The 20,252-nt window shown below is 59.1% G+C and carries 16 protein-coding genes; 9 read left to right on the top strand and 7 right to left on the bottom strand.

The window, feature by feature from the left end; all coding sequences use genetic code 11:
* The first annotated feature begins 63 nt into the window (after nt 1-63).
* Nucleotides 64-858, top strand: a complete 795-nt coding sequence (locus EYC79_RS01715; RefSeq protein WP_130977011.1) for a 2-keto-4-pentenoate hydratase — start codon at nt 64-66, stop codon at nt 856-858.
* Nucleotides 859-1,113: 255 nt separating this feature from the next.
* Here EYC79_RS01715 and EYC79_RS01710 read toward each other — a convergent pair whose 3' ends face one another.
* The 3 genes from EYC79_RS01710 to EYC79_RS01700 form a co-directional block, all read right to left on the bottom strand.
* Nucleotides 1,114-1,935: a bifunctional allantoicase/(S)-ureidoglycine aminohydrolase gene (locus EYC79_RS01710; RefSeq protein ID WP_165456937.1), complete on the bottom strand. Its 822-nt coding sequence runs from the start codon at nt 1,933-1,935 to the stop codon at nt 1,114-1,116.
* 189 nt (nt 1,936-2,124) lie between these two features.
* Nucleotides 2,125-2,496 (bottom strand): DoxX family protein, encoded by a 372-nt coding sequence (locus tag EYC79_RS01705; RefSeq protein ID WP_130977009.1) that lies wholly within the window; start codon nt 2,494-2,496, stop codon nt 2,125-2,127.
* A 261-nt stretch (nt 2,497-2,757) separates the two neighbouring features.
* Entirely contained in the window at nt 2,758-3,801 is a 1,044-nt protein-coding gene (locus EYC79_RS01700) for a class I SAM-dependent methyltransferase (RefSeq protein ID WP_130977008.1), read from the bottom strand.
* A gap of 312 nt (nt 3,802-4,113) precedes the next feature.
* Here EYC79_RS01700 and EYC79_RS01695 point away from each other — a divergent pair, with 312 nt between their 5' ends.
* A complete protein-coding gene (locus EYC79_RS01695; RefSeq protein WP_130977007.1) occupies nt 4,114-6,096 on the top strand; it encodes a putative bifunctional diguanylate cyclase/phosphodiesterase in 1,983 nt (660 codons plus the stop codon).
* A 163-nt stretch (nt 6,097-6,259) separates the two neighbouring features.
* Here the strand turns inward: EYC79_RS01695 and EYC79_RS01690 are convergent, their stop codons facing one another.
* The gene (locus EYC79_RS01690; protein WP_130977006.1) at nt 6,260-8,989 is read right to left on the bottom strand and encodes a DNA translocase FtsK; all 2,730 of its coding nucleotides are present in this window, start codon (nt 8,987-8,989) and stop codon (nt 6,260-6,262) included.
* A 313-nt stretch (nt 8,990-9,302) separates the two neighbouring features.
* Here EYC79_RS01690 and EYC79_RS01685 point away from each other — a divergent pair, with 313 nt between their 5' ends.
* The 7 genes from EYC79_RS01685 to EYC79_RS01655 are packed head-to-tail and all read left to right on the top strand — an operon-like array spanning nt 9,303 to nt 16,069.
* Nucleotides 9,303-10,187 carry a dihydrodipicolinate synthase family protein gene (locus EYC79_RS01685; RefSeq protein ID WP_130977005.1) on the top strand — a complete coding sequence of 295 codons (885 nt, stop codon included), beginning with the start codon at nt 9,303-9,305 and terminating at the stop codon, nt 10,185-10,187.
* A gap of 12 nt (nt 10,188-10,199) precedes the next feature.
* A complete protein-coding gene (locus EYC79_RS01680; protein WP_130977004.1) occupies nt 10,200-10,859 on the top strand; it encodes a GntR family transcriptional regulator in 660 nt (219 codons plus the stop codon).
* Nucleotides 10,860-10,913: 54 nt separating this feature from the next.
* Nucleotides 10,914-12,242 (top strand): ABC transporter substrate-binding protein, encoded by a 1,329-nt coding sequence (locus tag EYC79_RS01675; protein WP_130977003.1) that lies wholly within the window; start codon nt 10,914-10,916, stop codon nt 12,240-12,242.
* On the top strand, nt 12,242-13,180 hold the full coding sequence (locus EYC79_RS01670; RefSeq protein ID WP_112359318.1) for a carbohydrate ABC transporter permease: 939 nt from the start codon (nt 12,242-12,244) through the stop codon (nt 13,178-13,180). The genes EYC79_RS01675 and EYC79_RS01670 overlap by 1 nt, the downstream gene beginning before the upstream one ends.
* The gene (locus EYC79_RS01665; RefSeq protein ID WP_165456936.1) at nt 13,180-14,001 is read left to right on the top strand and encodes a carbohydrate ABC transporter permease; all 822 of its coding nucleotides are present in this window, start codon (nt 13,180-13,182) and stop codon (nt 13,999-14,001) included. Before EYC79_RS01670 ends, EYC79_RS01665 begins: the two co-directional genes overlap by 1 nt.
* Nucleotides 14,002-14,044: 43 nt before the next feature.
* On the top strand, nt 14,045-15,103 hold the full coding sequence (locus EYC79_RS01660) for an ABC transporter ATP-binding protein (RefSeq protein ID WP_130977001.1): 1,059 nt from the start codon (nt 14,045-14,047) through the stop codon (nt 15,101-15,103).
* A 6-nt stretch (nt 15,104-15,109) separates the two neighbouring features.
* Nucleotides 15,110-16,069 carry a sugar kinase gene (locus tag EYC79_RS01655; protein ID WP_130977000.1) on the top strand — a complete coding sequence of 320 codons (960 nt, stop codon included), beginning with the start codon at nt 15,110-15,112 and terminating at the stop codon, nt 16,067-16,069.
* Between the two features lie 21 nt (nt 16,070-16,090).
* Here the strand turns inward: EYC79_RS01655 and EYC79_RS01650 are convergent, their stop codons facing one another.
* The 3 genes from EYC79_RS01650 to nusB form a co-directional block, all read right to left on the bottom strand.
* Complete coding sequence (locus EYC79_RS01650) at nt 16,091-18,229, bottom strand: sodium-translocating pyrophosphatase (protein WP_062423516.1); 2,139 nt, start codon at nt 18,227-18,229, stop codon at nt 16,091-16,093.
* Nucleotides 18,230-18,433: 204 nt separating this feature from the next.
* A complete protein-coding gene (locus tag EYC79_RS01645; protein WP_130976999.1) occupies nt 18,434-19,654 on the bottom strand; it encodes an MFS transporter in 1,221 nt (406 codons plus the stop codon).
* Between the two features lie 97 nt (nt 19,655-19,751).
* Entirely contained in the window at nt 19,752-20,249 is a 498-nt protein-coding gene (nusB, locus tag EYC79_RS01640; RefSeq protein WP_113176368.1) for a transcription antitermination factor NusB, read from the bottom strand.
* Nucleotides 20,250-20,252: the final 3 nt, after the last annotated feature.

Below are 20,252 nucleotides of genomic sequence, written 5' to 3'. Positions count from 1 at the left end.
TCTCTTGTCAGCGTGAGATTTGCCTGTAATGAAGCTGTGAAAGCCGGACCTGCGGGGAAATATATGACGACGATCACGGAAGCGAATATCAGACTCGGTATGATTCTGGCTGAAGCGGAAGCACGACAGTCGTCCATCAGCGCCGAAAAGCTCGAAAGCCGAGACCTCATCCCGCCGACGATCGATAGCGCCATGGCCGTCCAGGCGCTGGCTGTCGGCACGATCGGCAAAGACGTTGCCGGCTGGAAGCTTGGTCTGAACAATGGTCGCCCGGTCGCAGCCCCCCTTCTCGATCTTTATGACGAGGTGCAGGACAGCACGCTGACAGTGCCGAAGCCCGGTGCCGTTGGCATCGAAATCGAAGTCTGCTTCGTGCTTGCCGAGGACCTGCCCGCGCTGCCGCTCGGCGAGACCTATACGCGTGAGACGATCCTGGAAGCGGTCGAATCCATTAATCTCGGCGCAGAGTTCGTCAGCTATCGGTTGACGGAAGAAAACCGCGTGCCCTTTCCGCTGTTCCTCGCCGACAGGCTTGCCAACCATTCCTTCGTCCTCGGACCGGCCATCGACGCCTCCGTCATGGAAGCGCTTGCCCTTCAGGATCCGAGCCTGCCGCCACTCATGGTCGAGGCGGAGGACGACGTGCTCTTCGGCGCCATCCCGGCGCATCCGCAAATGGACCCGGTTGGACCTCTCCTCGCTTACGCCAATGCGCAGAACGATCACTTAGGCGGGTTGAAGCGTGGTCAGGTGATCACCACCGGCAGCCTGTGCGGGATGATCCGCCTTGGCGAAGCGACGCGGATCACCGCTCGCTGGGAAGGGATCGGCGAGATGGACATCCAGCTACCTGGCTGAGACCCCTACAGCATCCGCCGAAAAGCGGAGACGGCTCTGGGAAAGCAGAATGCACTAAAGCGGAGTCGCGATCTTTCAGATTCGCTTCTTACGCTTTAAGTCCTTGTTTTGTCGCATGTCGTTATCGCAAAACCGGTGACCACTTTTACGCGACATGCTTTAGCCAAAAGCAGACAGAGCGGACCCGTTCTCCATGGGAGCGCTCCTGAGCCTTGATCTCAAACGTCGCCGGTTTTCAGGACGATGCTGCGACGATTACCACAGCTTCACGTGACGGTTGACGTCCTTGTAGAGAAGATAGCGGAAACGGCCTGGGCCACCGGCGTAGCAGGCCTGCGGGCAATAGGCACGCAGCCACATGAAGTCGCCCGCTTCGACTTCCACCCAATCATCGTTGAGGCGATAGACCGCCTTGCCTTCGAGCACGAAAAGACCGTGCTCCATGACGTGGGTTTCCATGAAAGGAATGGTCGCGCCGGGTTCGAAGGTGACGATGTTGAGATGCATGTCGTAACGGCCATCCGCCGGATCGATGAAGCGAGTGGTTGCCCACTTGCCATCGGTGTCCGGCATGGCGGAGAGTTCATGCTCGTTTTCATGCGTGAAGATGGCTGGCGGTAATTCGAGACCTTCAACCTTGTCGAACACCTTGCGAACCCAGTGGAATTTTGCAGCCGAGCCGCCCTTGGCTCGCAGCGACCATTGGCTTCCCGCCGGGATGTAGGCAAACGAGCCCGAGCGAAGAGCGTGCTCCTGGCCTTCGAAGGTGATCGTCATCTCGCCATCGACCATGAAGATCGCCGCCTGGGCGCGCGCATCCGGCTCCGGCTTGTCGCTTCCACCGCCCGGCTGCACTTCCATGATATACTGCGCGAAAGTCTCGGAGAATCCGGTCATCGGCCGGGCGATGATCCAGGCGCGCGTATCGGTCCAGTGTGGTAACACGCTGGTGACGATATCGGACATGACCCGCTTTGGAATGACCGCGTAGGCGGTGGTAAACACCGCTTTGCTGGAAAGCAGCTCCGTCTGCCCTGGCAACCCGCCAAAATCAGAGTAGTAACGCTTCTTTTCCATCATGCACTCCAAAGATTTTATATCGAGCCACAAGCATCGCGTGGCCTGTTCGCAGCTAGGATTACCCCGCAATCATTTTACTCGCCAGCGCGATTTCCCGAGTCCTTCGATTTTTTGGAGTAGAGAAATTGCGCCGGGCGACGATGCGCTGGTGACAACGCATTCGCTCGAGCCAGGAATCTCGTTCCCTCAGACCTTGAAAGGCATGAGCTGCCGCACGCGGCTATCGCGAAAATAAAGCCCCGCCCAGGCGGCAACGACCACCACCAGACAAACGATCTGAGGAGGGCTCAAAATCTCTCCGACGCGAAAGTGGGTGCAGATCGCACCGCCGAGAAAGGCTGTCGTCAGAACCGCGCCGATCACTGAGGTGGCCGGGATAGCGTAGAGGACGCCGCAGATCAGCGCGATGATCCCGATGGCGGGCACAAGATTAGCAGGGAAGCCCGTGGCATCCATCTCCGCCTTCAGCGTCTGTGCCGCAAACAGCCCAGTGTAAGCATCGACAAGCAAAAAAAGAACAACGAGCGCCGAAATGACGCGTCCCGCCCAAACCATCATGATCATCCCCTCAGAAGATAATGTGTCCCGAGATGAAATCTTACAGATTATGGTGAGCGCGACAATCACCAATACTGGGCTTGGATAACAAACAAACCCCGGTATCAAGGCTAACAGGCGCGACCATTTGGAATGTCGTTGGATTGGTCAGGGTCGATGGTTCAGATCGACGAACATTACTATCGCTCGTCGATCTGAACCTTGGCGGCTAAAATGGCATCAGCTTCTCTTCTCATCGAAACGGTGAGGTCATTTGTATGTTCAGAGCTTTCTGATCACGCCATAGACAATGTTGTGGTTCTGCCCATGGAAGACCTCGCTCTCAGCAAGGGACGGAGCGATGCTGGCATTGATGATCTTCCACATATCCGCCTTGCTGCGCAGAAGCAGCGTCCAGTTCATGAAGGATTCCATGTAGCCATCGACGGCAATGTCTTCGGCGAAATTGGCGAAGAGGAAGGTGCCGCCGGGTTTGAGCATATCGAGGCATCTCGTCGTCAGCTTGATTGCCACCTTATCCGTCAGATAATCATAAAGACCTGCGGCATAGACGAAGTCGAATTGTCCAAGATCGTGGGAGCGGGCAAGAAGATCTTTGACCGAACCGTCGACAGCTTCGACGCACGTGCCGGCAAAGTCGCGCGCAATGGAGCCGATGCTTAAAGGGTCCTGATCGAGAGCAACCCAGCGCTTGATCCCCTTCGAGGCAAGCGCTTGCGAGCGGTTTGCCTCGCGCAAATGACCGGCTGCGATCGTGAGGATCTCGGTCTCCGACCCTTTCTCCTGCGCAATGTCATCGACGTAACGTGTCAGAATATCGCGCCGCTCGCGAACTGCGACGGAGGATGACGCCTCGCGGGTATAGTCATAGAGGGCGGCACCCAGAGGAGAAGCCGCTGTAAGTGGGGCGGCGACACTGTCGTGGCCGTAGATGAAGTCCAGAAGCTGCGCATCGCCGGAATAACCGCGCGGCTTTTCGAAGGACCATCGGGTGAAAGGATCTTCGAGGAAATAATCGGCAACAGGATGATGCTGGATGAGCGGCAGAAGCTCAGTCCACACGCTATAGTCGTATTTTCTACGCATTTGATGCAGCCTGCCCGCAACCGTGTGTATTATGGTTGCAGGCGCGCTACCGGCAAGAAACTGTTGGTGTGCCAGGTTGAGAATAAGTGCCACTTCTGCTTCCGCAACAGCAAGATCACGTTGCGAGTTGCTTTCATTTTGCGTCAGCAGTTCCTTTGAAACTGAATCCGGCGTGACCAGGCTTTGCCCGTCCAGCGCGATACGATTGTTTCGAGCCACTAAGAAATCCCCTTATAAGCCATTGTTAATACTAGATTAATCGACGGCATGCCAGCGCGGCACCGACGATTGGAGAACCAGGGAAGAGGAATTCTTTTCTAGGACTTAACTATTAAGGTATGACTAATGAATAAAATTACACGAGTGGGATTCAAACAAACTTAATCGGCATGCGAGTATGAATATTGCGCAAGCTTCCCCGTTTCCGCAAAGGGAGAGGACGGACGGTTGGGGGTGGAGCAGACCACGCATTGGAATTTATCAGGTGAGCATGATCGCTCGCTAGAAATTCGTACAACTTTAGGAACGTGCATGAAGCACAGTTTGGCACATAGTGTGGAGCTCGATCTGCAGGCGGATGCATCTCGCACCGGCGCCGAGACGCTCGTGCGACAGCACTTCTTCGAAGAGGCCGACGTCAAACGCCGAGTGGCGATCCGTAAGGGTCTCTGGGTTGCCGTTCTGATCTATCTGCTGTTTTCCGTCACGGATGTGCTTCTCGTTCCTGATGTCTCCGTTCACACCACGTTTGCTCGCTTCGTCGTTGGCATTGCCGCCCTGCTGATCCTGGAAACACAGGTGAGAGTGGAAACGAGAACCGACCTCATGGATGTGACCTGCGCTGCGGCGCTGGTCTGCGGTTACCTCGGCTGGCTGTTGCCAGCGTTGATGACGGCCTACACCATCAACATGTCCTACTACATGGTCTTCGGCGCGATCTTCATGATGGGCGCCAACCTGTTTTTCACCTTCAACTTTGCACTCTCGCTGTTTGCGTCCGGCGTCATCCTCGTGATCTTTTTCGTGGCGCTGAGCTTCCTGCACAAGGACATCTATTATCAGATCGCGTTTGGCACCTTCTATCTCGCCTGCTTCAGCTTCACCTCCTATGTGAACTGGCGCCTCAATCGGGAGCGCACCCGAGTGTTCTTAAGCACTGTCGAGGCAAAGGTTCGCCAGCGCGAGGCCGACGATCGCGGCGAGGCCTTGTTCAGGCTTTCCAATACCGACCCGATGACCGGCGTTGCCAACAGGCGCGCGGTCGACGCCCATTTGCGCCGCCTCTGGAGCGAATGGATCACCTCGAAGCGGAGTTTCGCGGTCTTTCTTATCGACGTCGATTTCTTCAAGAAATATAACGATTATTACGGCCATCAGGAGGGCGATCGCTGTCTCGTCCAGGTTGCCCACACACTCCAGGCAGCAATGAGCGACTACGATGCCGTGGTGGGGCGCTATGGTGGAGAAGAGTTCATCACGCTCATGCGCTACAACACGCATCAGGAGATCGAACAGGTTGCCGAGCTTCTCCGTCGCACGGTCGAAAATCTTTGTCTTGCTCATGAACGCCGACGCGATGGCACCTCCGTCATCACCGTCAGCGTTGGGGCATCCTATGCACGCCCGATCCCGATGCCGAAACTGGAGCGCGTAATCCACGAGGCCGACCGGGCGCTTTATCTTGCCAAGGAAAGCGGGCGCAACCGGATCAAGCTCTTCGATCCGGACGATCCACTGACCAGTGATGATACGGAAAATGTCGCTGCCCTGTTGGATATTGCCATTCAGCAGGATCTCGTTTCATTGGTCTATCAGCCGATCCGCAGCCTCGTGACCGATCGTGTCCAGGCAGCCGAAGCCCTGATGCGCCTCAGACTGCTGGACGGCACGCAGGTTCCGCCCAGCATCTTCATCCCCATAGCGGAGCGGATCGGCAAGATTACCGATCTCGGGCTTTGGGCGATCCGAACCGCCTGCCAGCAGATGCTGCAAACCGGCAAGGTGCAGGTCGTCAGCGTCAACGTCTCCCCCATCCAGCTCAAGCGCCCGGGTTTTGCCACCTCAGTCGCCGCCATTTTGGGAGAACTCGGAATTTCAGGCGGGCAACTGGCTCTCGAAATCACCGAAGGTCTCGAGATGGACATGGATTCGGACGTCCTGCGCTGTATCAGCGATCTGAGGATGCTCGGAATCAAGATGTGGCTGGACGATTTCGGCACTGGCTTTGCCGGTCTCTCCTGGCTGAGACTGATCGATTTCGACACCGTCAAGGTCGACAAGTCCTTCCTCCACGACGGCGCGACGCCTCGGGGCCGGATGATGTTGAAGGACATCATCGGCCTCATCCGCAACCGCGGACCAAAAATCCTGGTCGAAGGCGTGGAGACCGTCGAGCAGCTGGACCTGATGCACCAGTTCCGGATCGACCACGTACAAGGCTATTTCGTCGGTCGCCCGGTACCTGCCGATGTCTTCGAGGTGTCGGGAGCGAATGGCGTGAAGGGTGCGCGGTAGTCCGCATCTGTTCGCCTAAAGCCCGTCATAGCGGCCTTCGGTATTGCAACGCCTATCGCCGTTGGTCCCACACGAGCGCCTGGCTCCACTAAGACAAAAGGCCAGCTGCCTTTCAGGGCAGCCGGCCTTTTTTTATTCAATCCGCTATTGTAGCGACCAGCTGTCAGTCGCCAGCGCCGGGCACCTCGTGCGCATCCCGCTCCCCGATGATGATGGCGCGCTTGCCGACATGGTTGGCAGGACCGACGATGCCCTCCTGCTCCATCCGCTCCACCAGCGATGCCGCGCGGTTGTAGCCAATTGACAGGCGACGCTGGATGTAGGAGGTCGAGCACTTCTTGTCGCGCAGCACCACCTTTACGGCCTTCTCGTAAAGGTCGGCCGTATCGTCTTCGGCCATGGCGGTCTTGTCGAAGACGGCGCTGTCCTCATCCTCGCCCTCATCGGCCTCGTCGGCATCTTCCGTTACCGTGCCCAGATATTCCGGACGACCTTGGGTCTTCAGATGCGCGACAACCTTTTCGACTTCCTCGTCGGAGACGAAGGGTCCGTGAACACGGGCGATGCGTCCGCCGCCCATCATGTGCAGCATGTCGCCCTGGCCGAGAAGATGTTCGGCGCCCTGTTCGCCCAGGATCGTGCGGCTATCGATCTTCGAGGTGACCTGGAAGGAGATGCGCGTCGGGAAGTTGGCCTTGATCGTGCCCGTAATGACATCGACCGAGGGACGCTGCGTTGCCATGATCAGGTGGATACCGGCGGCACGCGCCATCTGAGCCAAACGCTGGATCGCGCCTTCGATTTCCTTGCCGGCGACCATCATCAGGTCGGCCATCTCGTCGACAATGACGACGATGTACGGCATGGCCGTAAGGTCCATTTCCTCCTGCTCGTAGACTGCCTCGCCCGTTGCGCGGTCGAAACCGGTCTGGACGTTGCACATCACCGTCTCGCCCTTGGCGCGAGCAGCGGCAGCGCGCGCATTGTAGCCATCGATATTGCGAACGCCGAGGCGCGACATCTTGCGATAGCGATCCTCCATCTCGCGCACCGCCCATTTCAGCGCCATGACGGCCTTCTTCGGATCGGTGACGACGGGAGTCAGGAGATGCGGAATACCATCATAGACGGAAAGCTCGAGCATCTTGGGATCGACCATGATCAGGCGGCATTCTTCCGGCTTCAACCGGTAGAGCAGCGACAGGATCATGGTGTTAATGGCAACGGACTTGCCCGATCCGGTTGTGCCCGCCACCAGAAGGTGGGGCATCTTGGCAAGCTCGGCCACCACCGGCTCGCCGCCAATGGTCTTGCCGAGGCAGAGCGCCAGGTTCATCCGTGTATCGGCATAGTCGTGGGATTCGATCAGTTCGCGGAAATAGACAGTCTCGCGCACCGGGTTTGGCAATTCGATTCCGATGACATTGCGGCCAGGAATAACCGCCACACGGGCTGATAGCGCCGACATGGAGCGAGCAATATCATCCGACAGGCCGATGACGCGCGACGACTTGACGCCCGGGGCTGGCTCGAATTCATAAAGCGTCACGACGGGGCCGGGGCGCACATCGATGATCTCGCCCTTGATGCCGAAATCTTCCAGCACGCTTTCCAGAAGCCCTGCGCTCTGCTCCAACGCTTCCGGCGTCATTGTCGTCGTCTGCTGCACCTGCGGTGGCTGCAGAAGGTCGATTGGCGGATACTCGTATTCGCCTTCCCCGAAGACAGGTGCATCGAGGAACATTGGCTGATTGTTGCGGGCAACCGTGCGGATTTCGCGGCGCGGCGACGGCGCCTCAATCGCAACCGGTTCGACAATATCGACTACAGGGACGGCCTCATCGACCGGCGTCGCCTCGACGATCTCTTCCGGCGCGGATTGGGCCGGCTGATAGCCACGAACACCGACTTCGCGATAAAGCGAGACAGCCGATCCGTTCAAGTCAGCCGATGCCGGCATGGCAGGCAGGCTTGGCCGGGGCTGCTGGCGAATGACGACAGGTTCGACCGCGCGTGGCTGGCGCAAGAGCGGAACACGGATGGGGCCCGGCTGCTGCTCAGCTGCAGTGAGTTTTGTCGCGGCCAGACGCTGAGCCTTCAGCCTTGCCAGTTCAGACAGGCGCATGGGCTGACGGTCCGGCGCAATCGTGCCCTCGACGTCGAGGTTCATGACTTCCCAGAACATATCGTCGGAAAGATGGGCGGCGAAGGATGGCACGTCGAGCGTGGGCTTCTGATGGTGTTCTGCCGGGAAGCAGGCCACATCGATCTGTTCGGCGGTACCGGTCTCGCGCGTCGCTTCGATCGCGGCTGGCTGGACCGGGGCTTCCACCGATGTACCGGCTTCTGCCTGCTGCATTAGCTCCTGTTGCTGGCGCAATGCCAGTTCGCGACGCAGACGATAGCTGAGAGCCCTGGCACCCGTGGCACCTGGTGGCTGCGGCAGCACTGCAGGCTTTGCGATGCGGCGCTCCACCGGCGCCGACTGTGGCGCAGTAGAAGTCGCAGACGCCTGAGCGGCATCTTCAACCACGGGAGATTCTCCCTCGCCCTGTTCGGCTAATTGCTCTGCGACGATGTCTTCACCGGCAGCGTTCTTCCTGGAGAAGATGCTCTGCGGTGTGCGGGAAAAGCGGACATTCGGGCCGAGCGTGAACGCGTTCTGCCAGCCGGGCATATCCGGGCGGCCTTCAATCGCATTGGCAGCGATCTGATCGGCGTTACGACCCACGGCGGCGCGCTCAGCCCTCGTCAAGCTTTGCGCCGGCGCGGCCGGGATTGGGGGATGCTGAACCATGTTGTCTGCCGATTCAGCCTCTCCCCCCTCTATCGCATTGCCTGGATTATTAAAATTGGATCGGGGAAAACGCATGACAGCCTGTACACTCATCATAAACGGACAATTGGCACAGCAACTGAGATAAAAAATAAAGGTTAACCACCTATTGCTAAAGCGGCCGAACTCGCGAATTTCAACAGAGTTAAAGCTGGCTGTGGCGACCGTGCCACGCAATTCCAGCACTTTCGCGCTCGCCGCTTTATCTTACAGCTGAAACGATTTTTTCTGCCATCCTCAGCAAGGGCGCCCGCCGGCCTCCCTCTCCCCGACTCATTGCGCTTCATAACAACAAACTGAACACCGGTGACTTTACAACTGACATGTTAATGTCTTATCACATCTTCATCAGTTTTGGAGGAGCATGGACGTGACTGGTAAATTCGGCCTCTCGGCAGCGTTGACGACACCCTTTATGCAAGATGGAACGATTGCCATCGATGCGATGATCAAGCAGGCCGAGCGCGCCTTGTCCTCGGGTTGTGACAGCATCACCCTTTTTGGCACCACCGGCGAAGGAAGCTCGATCGGCACCCGTGAGCGGGCCGATATCCTCGCCTCATGCCTGAGTGCAGGTATCTCTCCGAAAAATATCGTCGTCGGCGTTCTGGTCGATTCGGCGCAGGATGCTGCCGACCAGGCCTTTGCCGCCCTCGACGCCGGCGTGCGCAACATTCTCCTTGCCCCTCCTTCCTATTTCAAGAATGTCAGCGACGACGGTCTGTTCGACTGGTTCGCTTCGGTGTTCTCGCAGATCGGTTCGACCGCGCGCGACATCCTCGTTTACAATATTCCGTCTGTGACGATGGTAACGCTGTCGGTCGAGCTTGTCGGCCGCCTGAAGCAGGCTTTTCCGGGCATCGTCGTTGGCGTCAAAGACTCCTCCGGCAACTGGCCGCATACGGAACGGCTTCTAAACGAGCATGGCGATCTGATCATCCTCATCGGCGACGAGCGTCATTTGGCCCAGGGCGTTCGCATGGGCGGTCAGGGTGCGATCTCCGGCTGCGCCAACTTCTTACCCGCCGAAATCCGCGCCATGGCGGTCGAGGGCAAGGATGACAAGCGTGTCCAGGACCTCGTCGTCGAACTGCTAAAGTTCCCGGTGACGCCTGCGGTGAAGGTGCTTGTCTCCTACGTGACCGGCGAGACGATCTGGCACACTGTGCGTCCGCCACTGGTTTCCATTTCCGCAGAAGATCGTAAAAAGATCGAAGCGGCATTCGGGTCGCTCTTCAGCAAACAGGCGGCTTGAAAGGGATCATAAATGGACGATGTGGCCGAACAGACGACGTTGAGAGAGAAGGCGTATGAGAGCTTTACGCACCATCTTCTCGCGCGTGACGTCCGGCCCGGTCAGTTCATTTCCCAGCGTCGGCTCGTCGAGATGACAGGGCTGCCTCTCGGTGCAATCCGCGAGGCAATCCCGCGACTGGAGGCTGAGGGGCTGATCAAGACCGTGCCACAGCGTGGCCTCCAGATCGCCCATATCGATATCAACCTCATCCGCGAAGCCTTTCAGTTCCGCATTCTGCTGGAAAAGGAAGCGGTTGCGAATTTCACCCGGACCGCCTCCGACGACGCGATTGCGGCGTTGCTGAAAGACCATCGCGAGATCGCCGAACTTGCCAATAGCGGCAACGGCTCAACCGAACTTGATGCGCGCGCCCAGGCCGTGGACTGGGGCATGCATGACGCCTTTATCGACGCGCTCGGCAACTCGATCATCTCGAACGCCTATCGCGTCAATTCGATCAAGATGCGCCTGATCAACCAGGAGCGCTTCCGCATCGCCGGCCATGTCAAATCGGTCATGGCTGAGCACCTTGCCATCATCGAGGCCATTCAACGACGCGATGTCGACGAAGCGGTCGAGAGGCTGGTCGCCCATATTCGCAGCGCGAGGGACAGAGCACTCGCGGTTTGAGAGATCACCATAAAGCCGGGATGAGGAGATCCCGGCGTCAAGAGGAGGAACTTCATGACACATTCATTCATCAGCCCAACGCGCCGCGCCTTCCTGGCCGGTACGGCGGCCCTTGGCGGCGCCGCCATGTTCGGTGTGCGCTCCGCGTCAGCCGCAGTGGACTGGAAGAAGCATGCCGGCACGACGCTCGAGGTCAATCTGGTCAAAAGCCCGCGCAGCGAAACGCTTCTGAAATACATCAAGGAATTCGAAGAGCTGACCGGCATCAAGGTCAATGCCGAGGCAACGCCGGAACAGCAGCAGCGCCAGAAAGTCGTCATCGAACTGTCCTCCGGCAAGCCGAGCTTCGACGTCGTCCACCTGAGCTACCACGTTCAGAAGCGCCAGTTCGAGAAGGGCAAGTGGCTCGCCGATATCAGCGGCTTCATGAAGGACCCTTCGCTGACCGATCCGTCGCTGGTCGAAAGCGATTTTGCCGCGGCCGGCATGCAGTTTGCCAAGGATAGAGACGGTGTGCTGCGCTCGCTGCCCTTCTCGGTGGATTACTGGATCCTCTACTGGAACAAGGATCTCTTCGAAGCCAAGGGCCTGAAGTATCCCCAGACCTTCGAGGAACTTGTTGCCGCTGCAGAAGCGATCACCGATCCCTCCACCAACACCTACGGTTTCGTGGCCCGCGGTCTGAAAAACGCCAACACCCCGGTGTGGACCACCCTGATGCTCGGTTACGGCGGCGAGCCGATCACCGATGGCAAGATCAACACCGAGTCCAAGGAAGCGGTGGAAGCGGCCAAGCTCTACCAGCGCCTGATGACCAAGGCCGCACCTCCCGGTGTCTCGGGCTTCAACTGGGCCGAAGCGCAGTCTGCCTTCCTTCAGGGCAAGATCGGCATGTGGCTGGATGGCGTCGGCTTCGCGCCGCCGATCGAAAATCCGGAGAAGTCTCGCGTCGTCGGCAAGACCGGCTATGGCGTGATGCCGAAGGGTCCGGCAGCGCAGGCGGCTGGCACATTCGGTGATGGCCTTGGTGTCGTCGAAGCCAGCACCAAGAAGGAAGCGGCCTATCTCTTCTGCCAGTGGGCGATCTCTCACGACATGGGTGCGCGTCTTCTGCAGGCCGGTGCCGGCGTTCCGTTCCGCCAGTCCATCCTTGAGGATGCGAAGGTGCGTGAAGGCGTGAAGATGCCAGCCGAATGGCTGGATGCGGTGGTCGGTTCCGGCAAGGTGTCGAAGCTTGCGCTGCCGGTCATCATTCCGGTGACCGAGTTCCGCGACATCTACGGCGTTGGTCTCACCAACATGATCGGCGGCGCAGATCCCGCCGCAGAACTCAAGAAGGCGACCGAACAGTTCGCACCTGTTCTGGCACGCAGCGAGGGATAATGGTGTCTGTCAGCATCGAACATAATGCAGCGGTGACGAAGGTCGCGCAGAGGAGCAAGCCGCCGCGGCTTGCTCCAAATTACTGGCCTTTCGTCATTCCCGCTCTCGTCGTCATTGGCGCCGTGATCGTCTTCCCCTGGGTCTTTACCCTATGGATGAGCGCGCAACGCTGGACGCTTGGGCAAGAGCAGAGTTTCATCGGTTTCGACAACTACATCCGCTTGGCAAGTGATGCGCGGTTCTGGGAATCGCTCTGGCACACGCTGGTTTACACGGTCCTGTCGGTTGTCGCGCCGCTCTTTCTCGGCACCTTAGCTGCCCTTGTGTTCGATGCGCAGTTCCCGCTACGCGGTTTCCTGCGCGGCGTTTTCGTCATGCCGATGATGGCGACCCCCGTCGCCATCGCGCTGGTCTGGACGATGATGTTCCACCCGCAGCTCGGCGTGCTGAACTATCTTCTATCCTTCATCGGCATCGGACCGCTGGAATGGATCTACAACCAGTCCACCGTCATCCCCTCGCTGGTTCTGGTGGAAACCTGGCAATGGACGCCGCTGGTCATGCTCATCGTTCTCGGTGGTCTGGCAGCCGTGCCGCGCGAGCCTTACGAAAGTGCTGAGATCGACGGCGCCAATGCCTGGCAGAAGTTCCGTTATCTCACCATGCCGATGATCGCACCGTTCCTGATGATTGCCGTCATCATCCGCTCCATCGATGCGGTGAAGAGCTTCGACATCATCTACGCTATGACGCAAGGCGGTCCCGGCACGGCATCGGAAACGATCAATATCTACCTCTACAATACCGCCTTTGCCTATTACGACATCGGCTATGCCTCGGCCATGGCCGTCGTCTTCTTCATCGTCATCATCGCGCTCTCCTTCGTTCTTCTGATGGTCCGTGCGCGTACCCAATGGAACGAGATGGAGGATCGCTGATGTCCCGCAGAAACCTAGACCGCATCGGCCTGTTCTTCATTGCGCTGATGATGATCTCCCCCGTCATCCTGTTTTTCCTCTGGATGATTTCGCTGTCGCTGAAATTCGAGATCGATAACGGCGCCTATCCGCCGATCCTGATCCCTGAGCGCTTCGCCTGGTCGAACTATGTGAAGGTGTTCGAGGAAAACAACTTCTTCCTGTATTTCTGGAACTCCGTGCTGGTCACGGGCGCCGCCACCATTCTCGCGCTGGTGATCGGCGTTCCGGCAGGCTACGGCATTGCGCGGCTGAAGGCGGAAAAAGCGGCGATCGTCATCATGATCGCCCGTATGACGCCTGGCCTTTCCTTCCTCATTCCGCTGTTTCTTCTGTTCCAATGGTTGAACCTGCTTGGCACGCTCTGGCCGCAGATCATCATCCATCTGGTGGTAACCGTCCCGATCGTCGTCTGGATCATGATCGGCTATTTCGAAACGACGCCGAAAGAGCTGGAAGAGGCGGCGAGCATCGACGGTGCGTCGTCCTGGCAGATATTTCGCCTCGTGGCGCTTCCCATTGCCAAGCCTGGCATCGTGGTATCCTTCATCCTCGCCGTCATCTTCTCATGGAACAACTTCGTCTTCGGCATTGTGCTGGCCAGTCGCGAAACGCGAACGCTGCCGGTTGCGGTCTACAACATGCTGTCCTTCGAGCAGGTCAGCTGGGGTCCGCTTGCCGCAGCAGCGCTGATCGTGACGTTGCCCGTGCTGTTGCTCACCATGTTTGCACAAAAGCAGATCGTTGCGGGCCTCACCGCAGGCGCCGTCAAGGGCGGCTGATCCGACCGATCGCTGCAATGGCTTTTATTACAGGATAATCATCATGGCACCCGTCAATATCCAGAATGTCCAGAAGCGCTTCGGCGCGGTCAATGTCATCCACGGTATCGATATCGATATTCGTGACGGAGAATTCGTCGTCCTGGTCGGCCCGTCCGGCTGCGGAAAATCCACCCTGCTTCGCATGATCGCCGGTCTCGAAGAGCTGAGCGATGGCGAAATCCATATCGGCGCACGAGAGGTGAGCCACCTGCCCGCCCGTGACCGCGATATCGCCATGGTCTTCCAGAACTACGCACTCTATCCGCATATGACAGTCGCCGAGAATATGGGCTTTGCCCTGAAGCTCAAGAAGGTCGATGCCGCGGCAACGAAGGCGAAGGTGGACAAGGCCGCTGGCATTCTTGGACTGGAAAAATTGCTGGATCGCTACCCGCGCCAGCTCTCCGGCGGTCAGCGCCAGCGCGTTGCCATGGGCCGTGCCTTGGTGCGCGATCCGCAGGTGTTCCTCTTCGACGAGCCGCTCTCCAACCTGGATGCCAAGCTGCGCGTGCAGATGCGCGGCGAGATCAAGTCCATGCATCAGCGCATCGGCACGACCACGATCTATGTGACGCACGACCAGGTGGAAGCCATGACCATGGCCGACAAGATCGTCGTGCTTCATGACGGCATCATTGAGCAGATTGGTGCGCCGCTCGAACTTTACGACCGCCCGGCCAATCTCTTCGTCGCTGGCTTCATCGGTTCGCCGGCCATGAACTTCATTCGCGGCCGTGTCGAGGAAGGCGTTTTCCGTACCGCCAAGGGCCTGACACTGCCTCTGCCGCCAACAGCCAATCCCGCGACGCTTGGCGGGCGCGACCTCGTCTACGGCATCCGCCCCGAGCACATTCGCGCTGCCGAAACCGGCATCGAGGGACGGGTGGAGTTGGTGGAAGGCACCGGCTCGGAAATCTATGCCAAGCTGAATTGCAGTGGCGAAGAAATCGCCTGCCTCTTCCGCGAGCGGCTGGATATCCGCTTCGGCGATACGGTTCGTGTTGCCATCGATCCCGCTTCGGTGCACCTGTTCGACAAGGAAACCGGTAAGCGAATCTGAGCATCGATGCAAAGCGAGAAAAAAGAAGAGGGCCACGGCCGCCACGTACTCTGCGTCGGCGCGGCTGTGCTGGACACGCTGTTTCGCGTACATGACATGCCGACGGGGCAAGGTAAGGTTCTGCCTTACGACATGCTGCAGATTGCCGAGGGCATGGCATCGAGCGCTGCCTACACCGTCCAGCGCATGGGCGGTCGCGCAAGCCTATGGGGCGCTGTTGGCGATGACGAAACGGGCGCGCGCATTCTGCGCGACCTGTCGGAGAGCGGAATCGATACGTCCGGCATGACAGTCGCCAAGGGTGCGCGCTCTGCGCTCTCCACCATCCTGATCGATGACCGGGGCGAGCGACTGATCGTCCCCTTCTACGATCACAGGCTGCACGAGAACAAACGCTCATGCACGAAAGCCGATATCGCGCCCTTCGATGCCGTTCTTGTGGACGTCCGCTGGCCCGAACTCGCCCTTGATGTGCTGACCGTTGCGCGACAACTTGGCAAACCCGCTATTCTGGACGGAGATGTTGCGCCGGTGGAAACGTTGGAGAAGCTCGCACCCGCTGCAAGCCACATCATCTTTTCCGAGCCCGCAGCGGAACGGCTGACCGGCCTTTCCGATGTTTCGGCGATGGTTTCGGTTCTCCATGCGCGCTACCCGGAGACATTCATTTCTGTCACCGCCGGGCCTTCAGGATGCTATTGGACGGAAGCCGGCGACCCGACCATCCATTTTCAGTCGACCATGGCCATCGAAGCGGTGGACACGCTCGCCGCCGGCGACGTGTTTCATGGGACCTTTGCCTTGGCTGTGGCGGAAGGGATGGAGAGCCGTGCCGCCATCCAGCTGTCGTCCGTGGCGGCAGCGTTGAAGTGTCAGGTTTTCGGTGGGCGAACAGGCACGCCGACGCGGGCCGAAGCGGAAGCGGCGATGACCGCCTGGTTGGCTGAGGCCGCCCCTCAAAGCTGAGGAGCGGCCTAATTTTTGATATCAACCCGCCAAGACCGCCAGCAGCAGCAGCGCCACGATATTGGTGATCTTGATAGCCGGATTGACTGCGGGACCAGCCGTATCCTTGTAAGGGTCACCCACGGTATCGCCGGTAACGGATGCCTTGTGGGCATCCGAGCCTTTGACATGGCGCACGCCATCCTTGTCGACGAAGCCGTCTTCGAAGCTCTTCTTGGCGTTATCCCAGGCACCGCCGCCCGAGGTCATGGAAATTGCAACAAAGAGGCCGTTGATGATGACGCCGAGCAGCGAGGCGCCGAGGGCTGCAAAGGCAGACGCCTTGGAGCCGGAAATCAGCAGCACGCCGAAATAGACGACGATCGGTGCCAGCACCGGCAGCAGCGACGGGATGACCATTTCGCGGATGGCTGCCTTGGTCAGCAGGTCCACGGCCTTGCCGTAATCCGGCTTTTCCGTGCCCTGCATGATGCCGGGCTTTTCGCGGAACTGGCGGCGAACCTCCTCCACGATGGAGCCGGCCGCCTTGCCGACGGCGGTCATGGCAATACCACCGAAGAGATAGGGGATCAGACCGCCGAAGATCAGACCCGCCACCACGTAAGGGTTGGAGAGGCTGAAGGAAATCTCGCCGACATCCTGGAAGTAGGGATAGGTTGCGCCGTTCGCCGCGAAGTAGGCAAGGTCGTTGGAATAAGCCGCAAACAGAACGAGGGCGCCGAGACCGGCCGAGCCGATGGCATAGCCCTTGGTCACGGCCTTGGTGGTGTTACCGACTGCGTCGAGCGCGTCGGTGGCCTTGCGCACATCCGGGTCGAGACCCGCCATTTCGGCAATGCCGCCGGCATTGTCCGTCACCGGGCCAAAGGCATCGAGCGCAACGATCATGCCGGCAAGACCGAGCATCGCGGTAACCGCGATGCCCGTACCGAACAGGCCCGCCAACTGGTATGTGGAGATGATGCCCCCAACGATGACGATGGCGGGAAGTGCTGTCGATTCTAGCGAGACCGCAAGCCCCTGGATGACGTTGGTGCCGTGGCCGGTGACCGACGCCTGAGCGATGGAGTTGACCGGACGCTTGTTGGTGCCGGTGTAGTATTCGGTGATGACGACAATCAGCGCCGTTACTAGGAGGCCAAGAAGGCCGCAGAAGAACAGATTGGTGCCGGTGATGTCCATTCCGGCAACGGTTCCGATAGAACCCCAGCCGATGGTGAGCGAGGTTGCGACCGCAAGCCCGGCAATCGAGAAGATGCCGGTGGCAATCAGGCCCTTATAGAGCGCGCCCATGATCGAATTGTTGGTGCCGAGCTTGACGAAGAAGGTCCCGGCAATCGAGGTGAGAATGCAGACGCCGCAGATGGCGAGCGGATAGAGCATGGCGTTTTCCAGCACCGGCGCGCCAGCAAAGAAGATCGCTGCCAGAACCATCGTCGCCACCACAGAAACTGCGTAGGTTTCGAAGAGGTCGGCGGCCATGCCTGCGCAGTCGCCGACATTATCGCCGACATTGTCGGCAATGGTGGCCGGGTTGCGCGGATCGTCTTCCGGGATACCAGCCTCTACCTTGCCGACGAGGTCACCGCCGACATCCGCACCCTTGGTGAAAATGCCGCCGCCAAGACGGGCGAAGATCGAGATCAGCGATGCGCCGAAGCCGAGCGAGACCAGCGCATCGATCACGTCGCGCGAGCCGGTTGGATGGCCGAGCACCGAAGTCAGAATGAAATAATAGATGGAGACGCCGAGCAGTGCCAGGCCAGCAACAAGCATGCCGGTGATGGCGCCGGACTTGAAGGCGATATCGAGACCGGCTGCGAGGCTATGGGATGCGGCTTGGGCCGTGCGAAGATTGGCCCGTACCGAAACATGCATGCCGACGAAACCGGCAGCACCGGAAAGAACGGCGCCAATGACGAAACCGACTGCGGCTTCCGGAGAGAGAAGAATCCACGCAGCGATCGTGACGATGATACCGACGATTGCGATGGTCAGATATTGACGTGCGAGATAGGCCTGAGCTCCCTCGCGAATATAGCCTGCTATTTCACGCATGCGCTCGTTGCCTTGATCGGCATCCAGAACGCTCTTCGTTGCCCAAATCGCATAAGCGATCGATAGGACACCGCATAAAATTACCAATGCAATGACGGTCATTCGCACTTACCTCCCATTGTGCCGGTTCGTCACATTTCCCCGGCGGGCGAAACCACATGCGGGGCGTGAGGCGCAGAACGCCTTACACCAGGATGAGCCATTTCATCCCCTCCCCGGGAAGAATGGCTTGCGGTGGCAAGATTGCGTTGCGATGACGCGTCGCGTCAAGCCCGAAGATCACGTGCTGGTGCGTATGGTTCTGATTCAGACCACTTTTTGCGTCCGGCTGAAAATCAATGTCAGCACGAGGATGAGGCAAAAACCGGCGACTGGCCAGATGACGAGGTTCATCACCGACCAGCCCCAGGCGGTGAAGACCTGCCCTGACGAGAAGGACGAAACCGCAACCGTGCCGAAGAGGATAATGTCGTGAAACCCCTGCACCTTGTCCGCTTCATGCGGCCGGTAGCTGGAGGATACGATCGAGGTTGCGCCGATGAATCCGAAGTTCCACCCTGCTCCGAGCAGGATCAGTGCCAGCCAGAAGTTCCAGAGTTCGACGCCCATATGGGCGACGATGGCGCAGGCCATGAGTATGACGAGACCCGCCGCCACCACCTTCTCCGCGCCGAAGCGGGTAATCAGGACACCGGTAAAAAAGCTTGGCCCGAACATGGCAAGCACGTGCCACTGTATTCCAAGCGTTGCCAGTTCGCTCGGAAATTCGCAGCCGATGACCATGGCAAGCGGCGCGCCTGTCATCATGAATGTCATCAGAGCATAGGAGCCGATGCCGCAGATCATGCCGGTGATGAAGCGGCGGGTGGCGATGATCTCGAAGAGCGGCCGTGCTTGAGCACTGGAAACCGTCTGCTTCAACTCCGGCAGCTTCAGAAAACACAAGATCCCAGCGGCCAGAAGTCCAAGCGGCACGAGCGCAATGAATGTGCCTGCGAAGGTGACCGGCGCAAGGACGTCCTTACCGAAAATGGCAAGTTGGGGGCCGACAATGGCAGAGACAACCCCGCCCGCAAGAATCCAGGAAATGGCCTTCGGCTTATAGAAGGAGGGCGAGGCATCGGCCGCTGCGAAACGGATTTTCTGGGTGAAGCCGCCAGCAAGACCGATGAGCATCAAGCCGAGCGCGAAGAGCCAGAAATCCATCCGAAAGAGTGCCACGGCAGCCAGCGCGCCGCCGGTCGAACACAGAAGCGCTCCCAGAATGAAGCCTGCTTTGCGCCCGAGAAAACGAGCGGCAAGCGCAACCGCCACGGCACCGAGGGCAACACCGATGTTGAAGCCGGTAAGCGGCGCCGTCGCCAGGGATTTGTCGGCTCCGAGGAGTTGGTAACCCGCAAGCGCGCCCACCGAAAAACTCAACGGTCCGGCAGAACCGAGAATGGCCTGTGCGACGGTGAGGAGGAAAACGTTGCGCTTGGCCTCAGACAATTGGCCTTCCAGGCCCGCAACCGATACCGCGCTCATCTCGTCCCCACCTTCCCAATCGGAGTATGTCCCGCAAAGACTATAGCGTGACTTGCTGTCCAGCCTTGCGGGAAATCAAAAAGTGAGGGCGTGAAACTTAACGCTTGGTCTCGCCGCGAACCTGCTTTGCAATACGATCGAGAACCGCGTTGACGAGCTTCGGCTCGTCATTTTCGAAGAACGCGCGGGCGATCTCGACATATTCGGTGACGATCACTGCGACCGGAACGTCCTTACGCTCAAGGATTTCGAAGGCGCCGGCACGCAGGATCGCGCGAACGGTGGTGTCGAGACGCGACAGCGGCCAGTCTTCCTGAAGTGCGGAACGCACCAGCGGGTCGATCTTCGTCTGGTCGCGCACGACGCCTGAAACGATCGAGCGGAACCAGGACGGGTCGGCCTTCAGATAGGTCTCGCCATCCACTTCCTTGCCAAGGCGGTGCGTCTCATATTCGGCAACAACTTCCATGACGCCGGTACCGCCGACATCCATCTGGTAGAGCGCCTGTACCGCCGCAAGGCGGGCAGCGCCACGCTGGTTGACGGGCTTGATGGAAGGCTGACGCGGCTCTGCGCCGTTTTCGACACTCGTCATCCG

Origin of the sequence: Agrobacterium cavarae, from assembly GCF_004310285.1 — a bacterium.
Taxonomy (GTDB): domain Bacteria; phylum Pseudomonadota; class Alphaproteobacteria; order Rhizobiales; family Rhizobiaceae; genus Agrobacterium; species Agrobacterium cavarae.
Note: the sequence above shows the minus strand (reverse complement) of the source record. Positions and strands in the feature narration are given on the sequence as shown.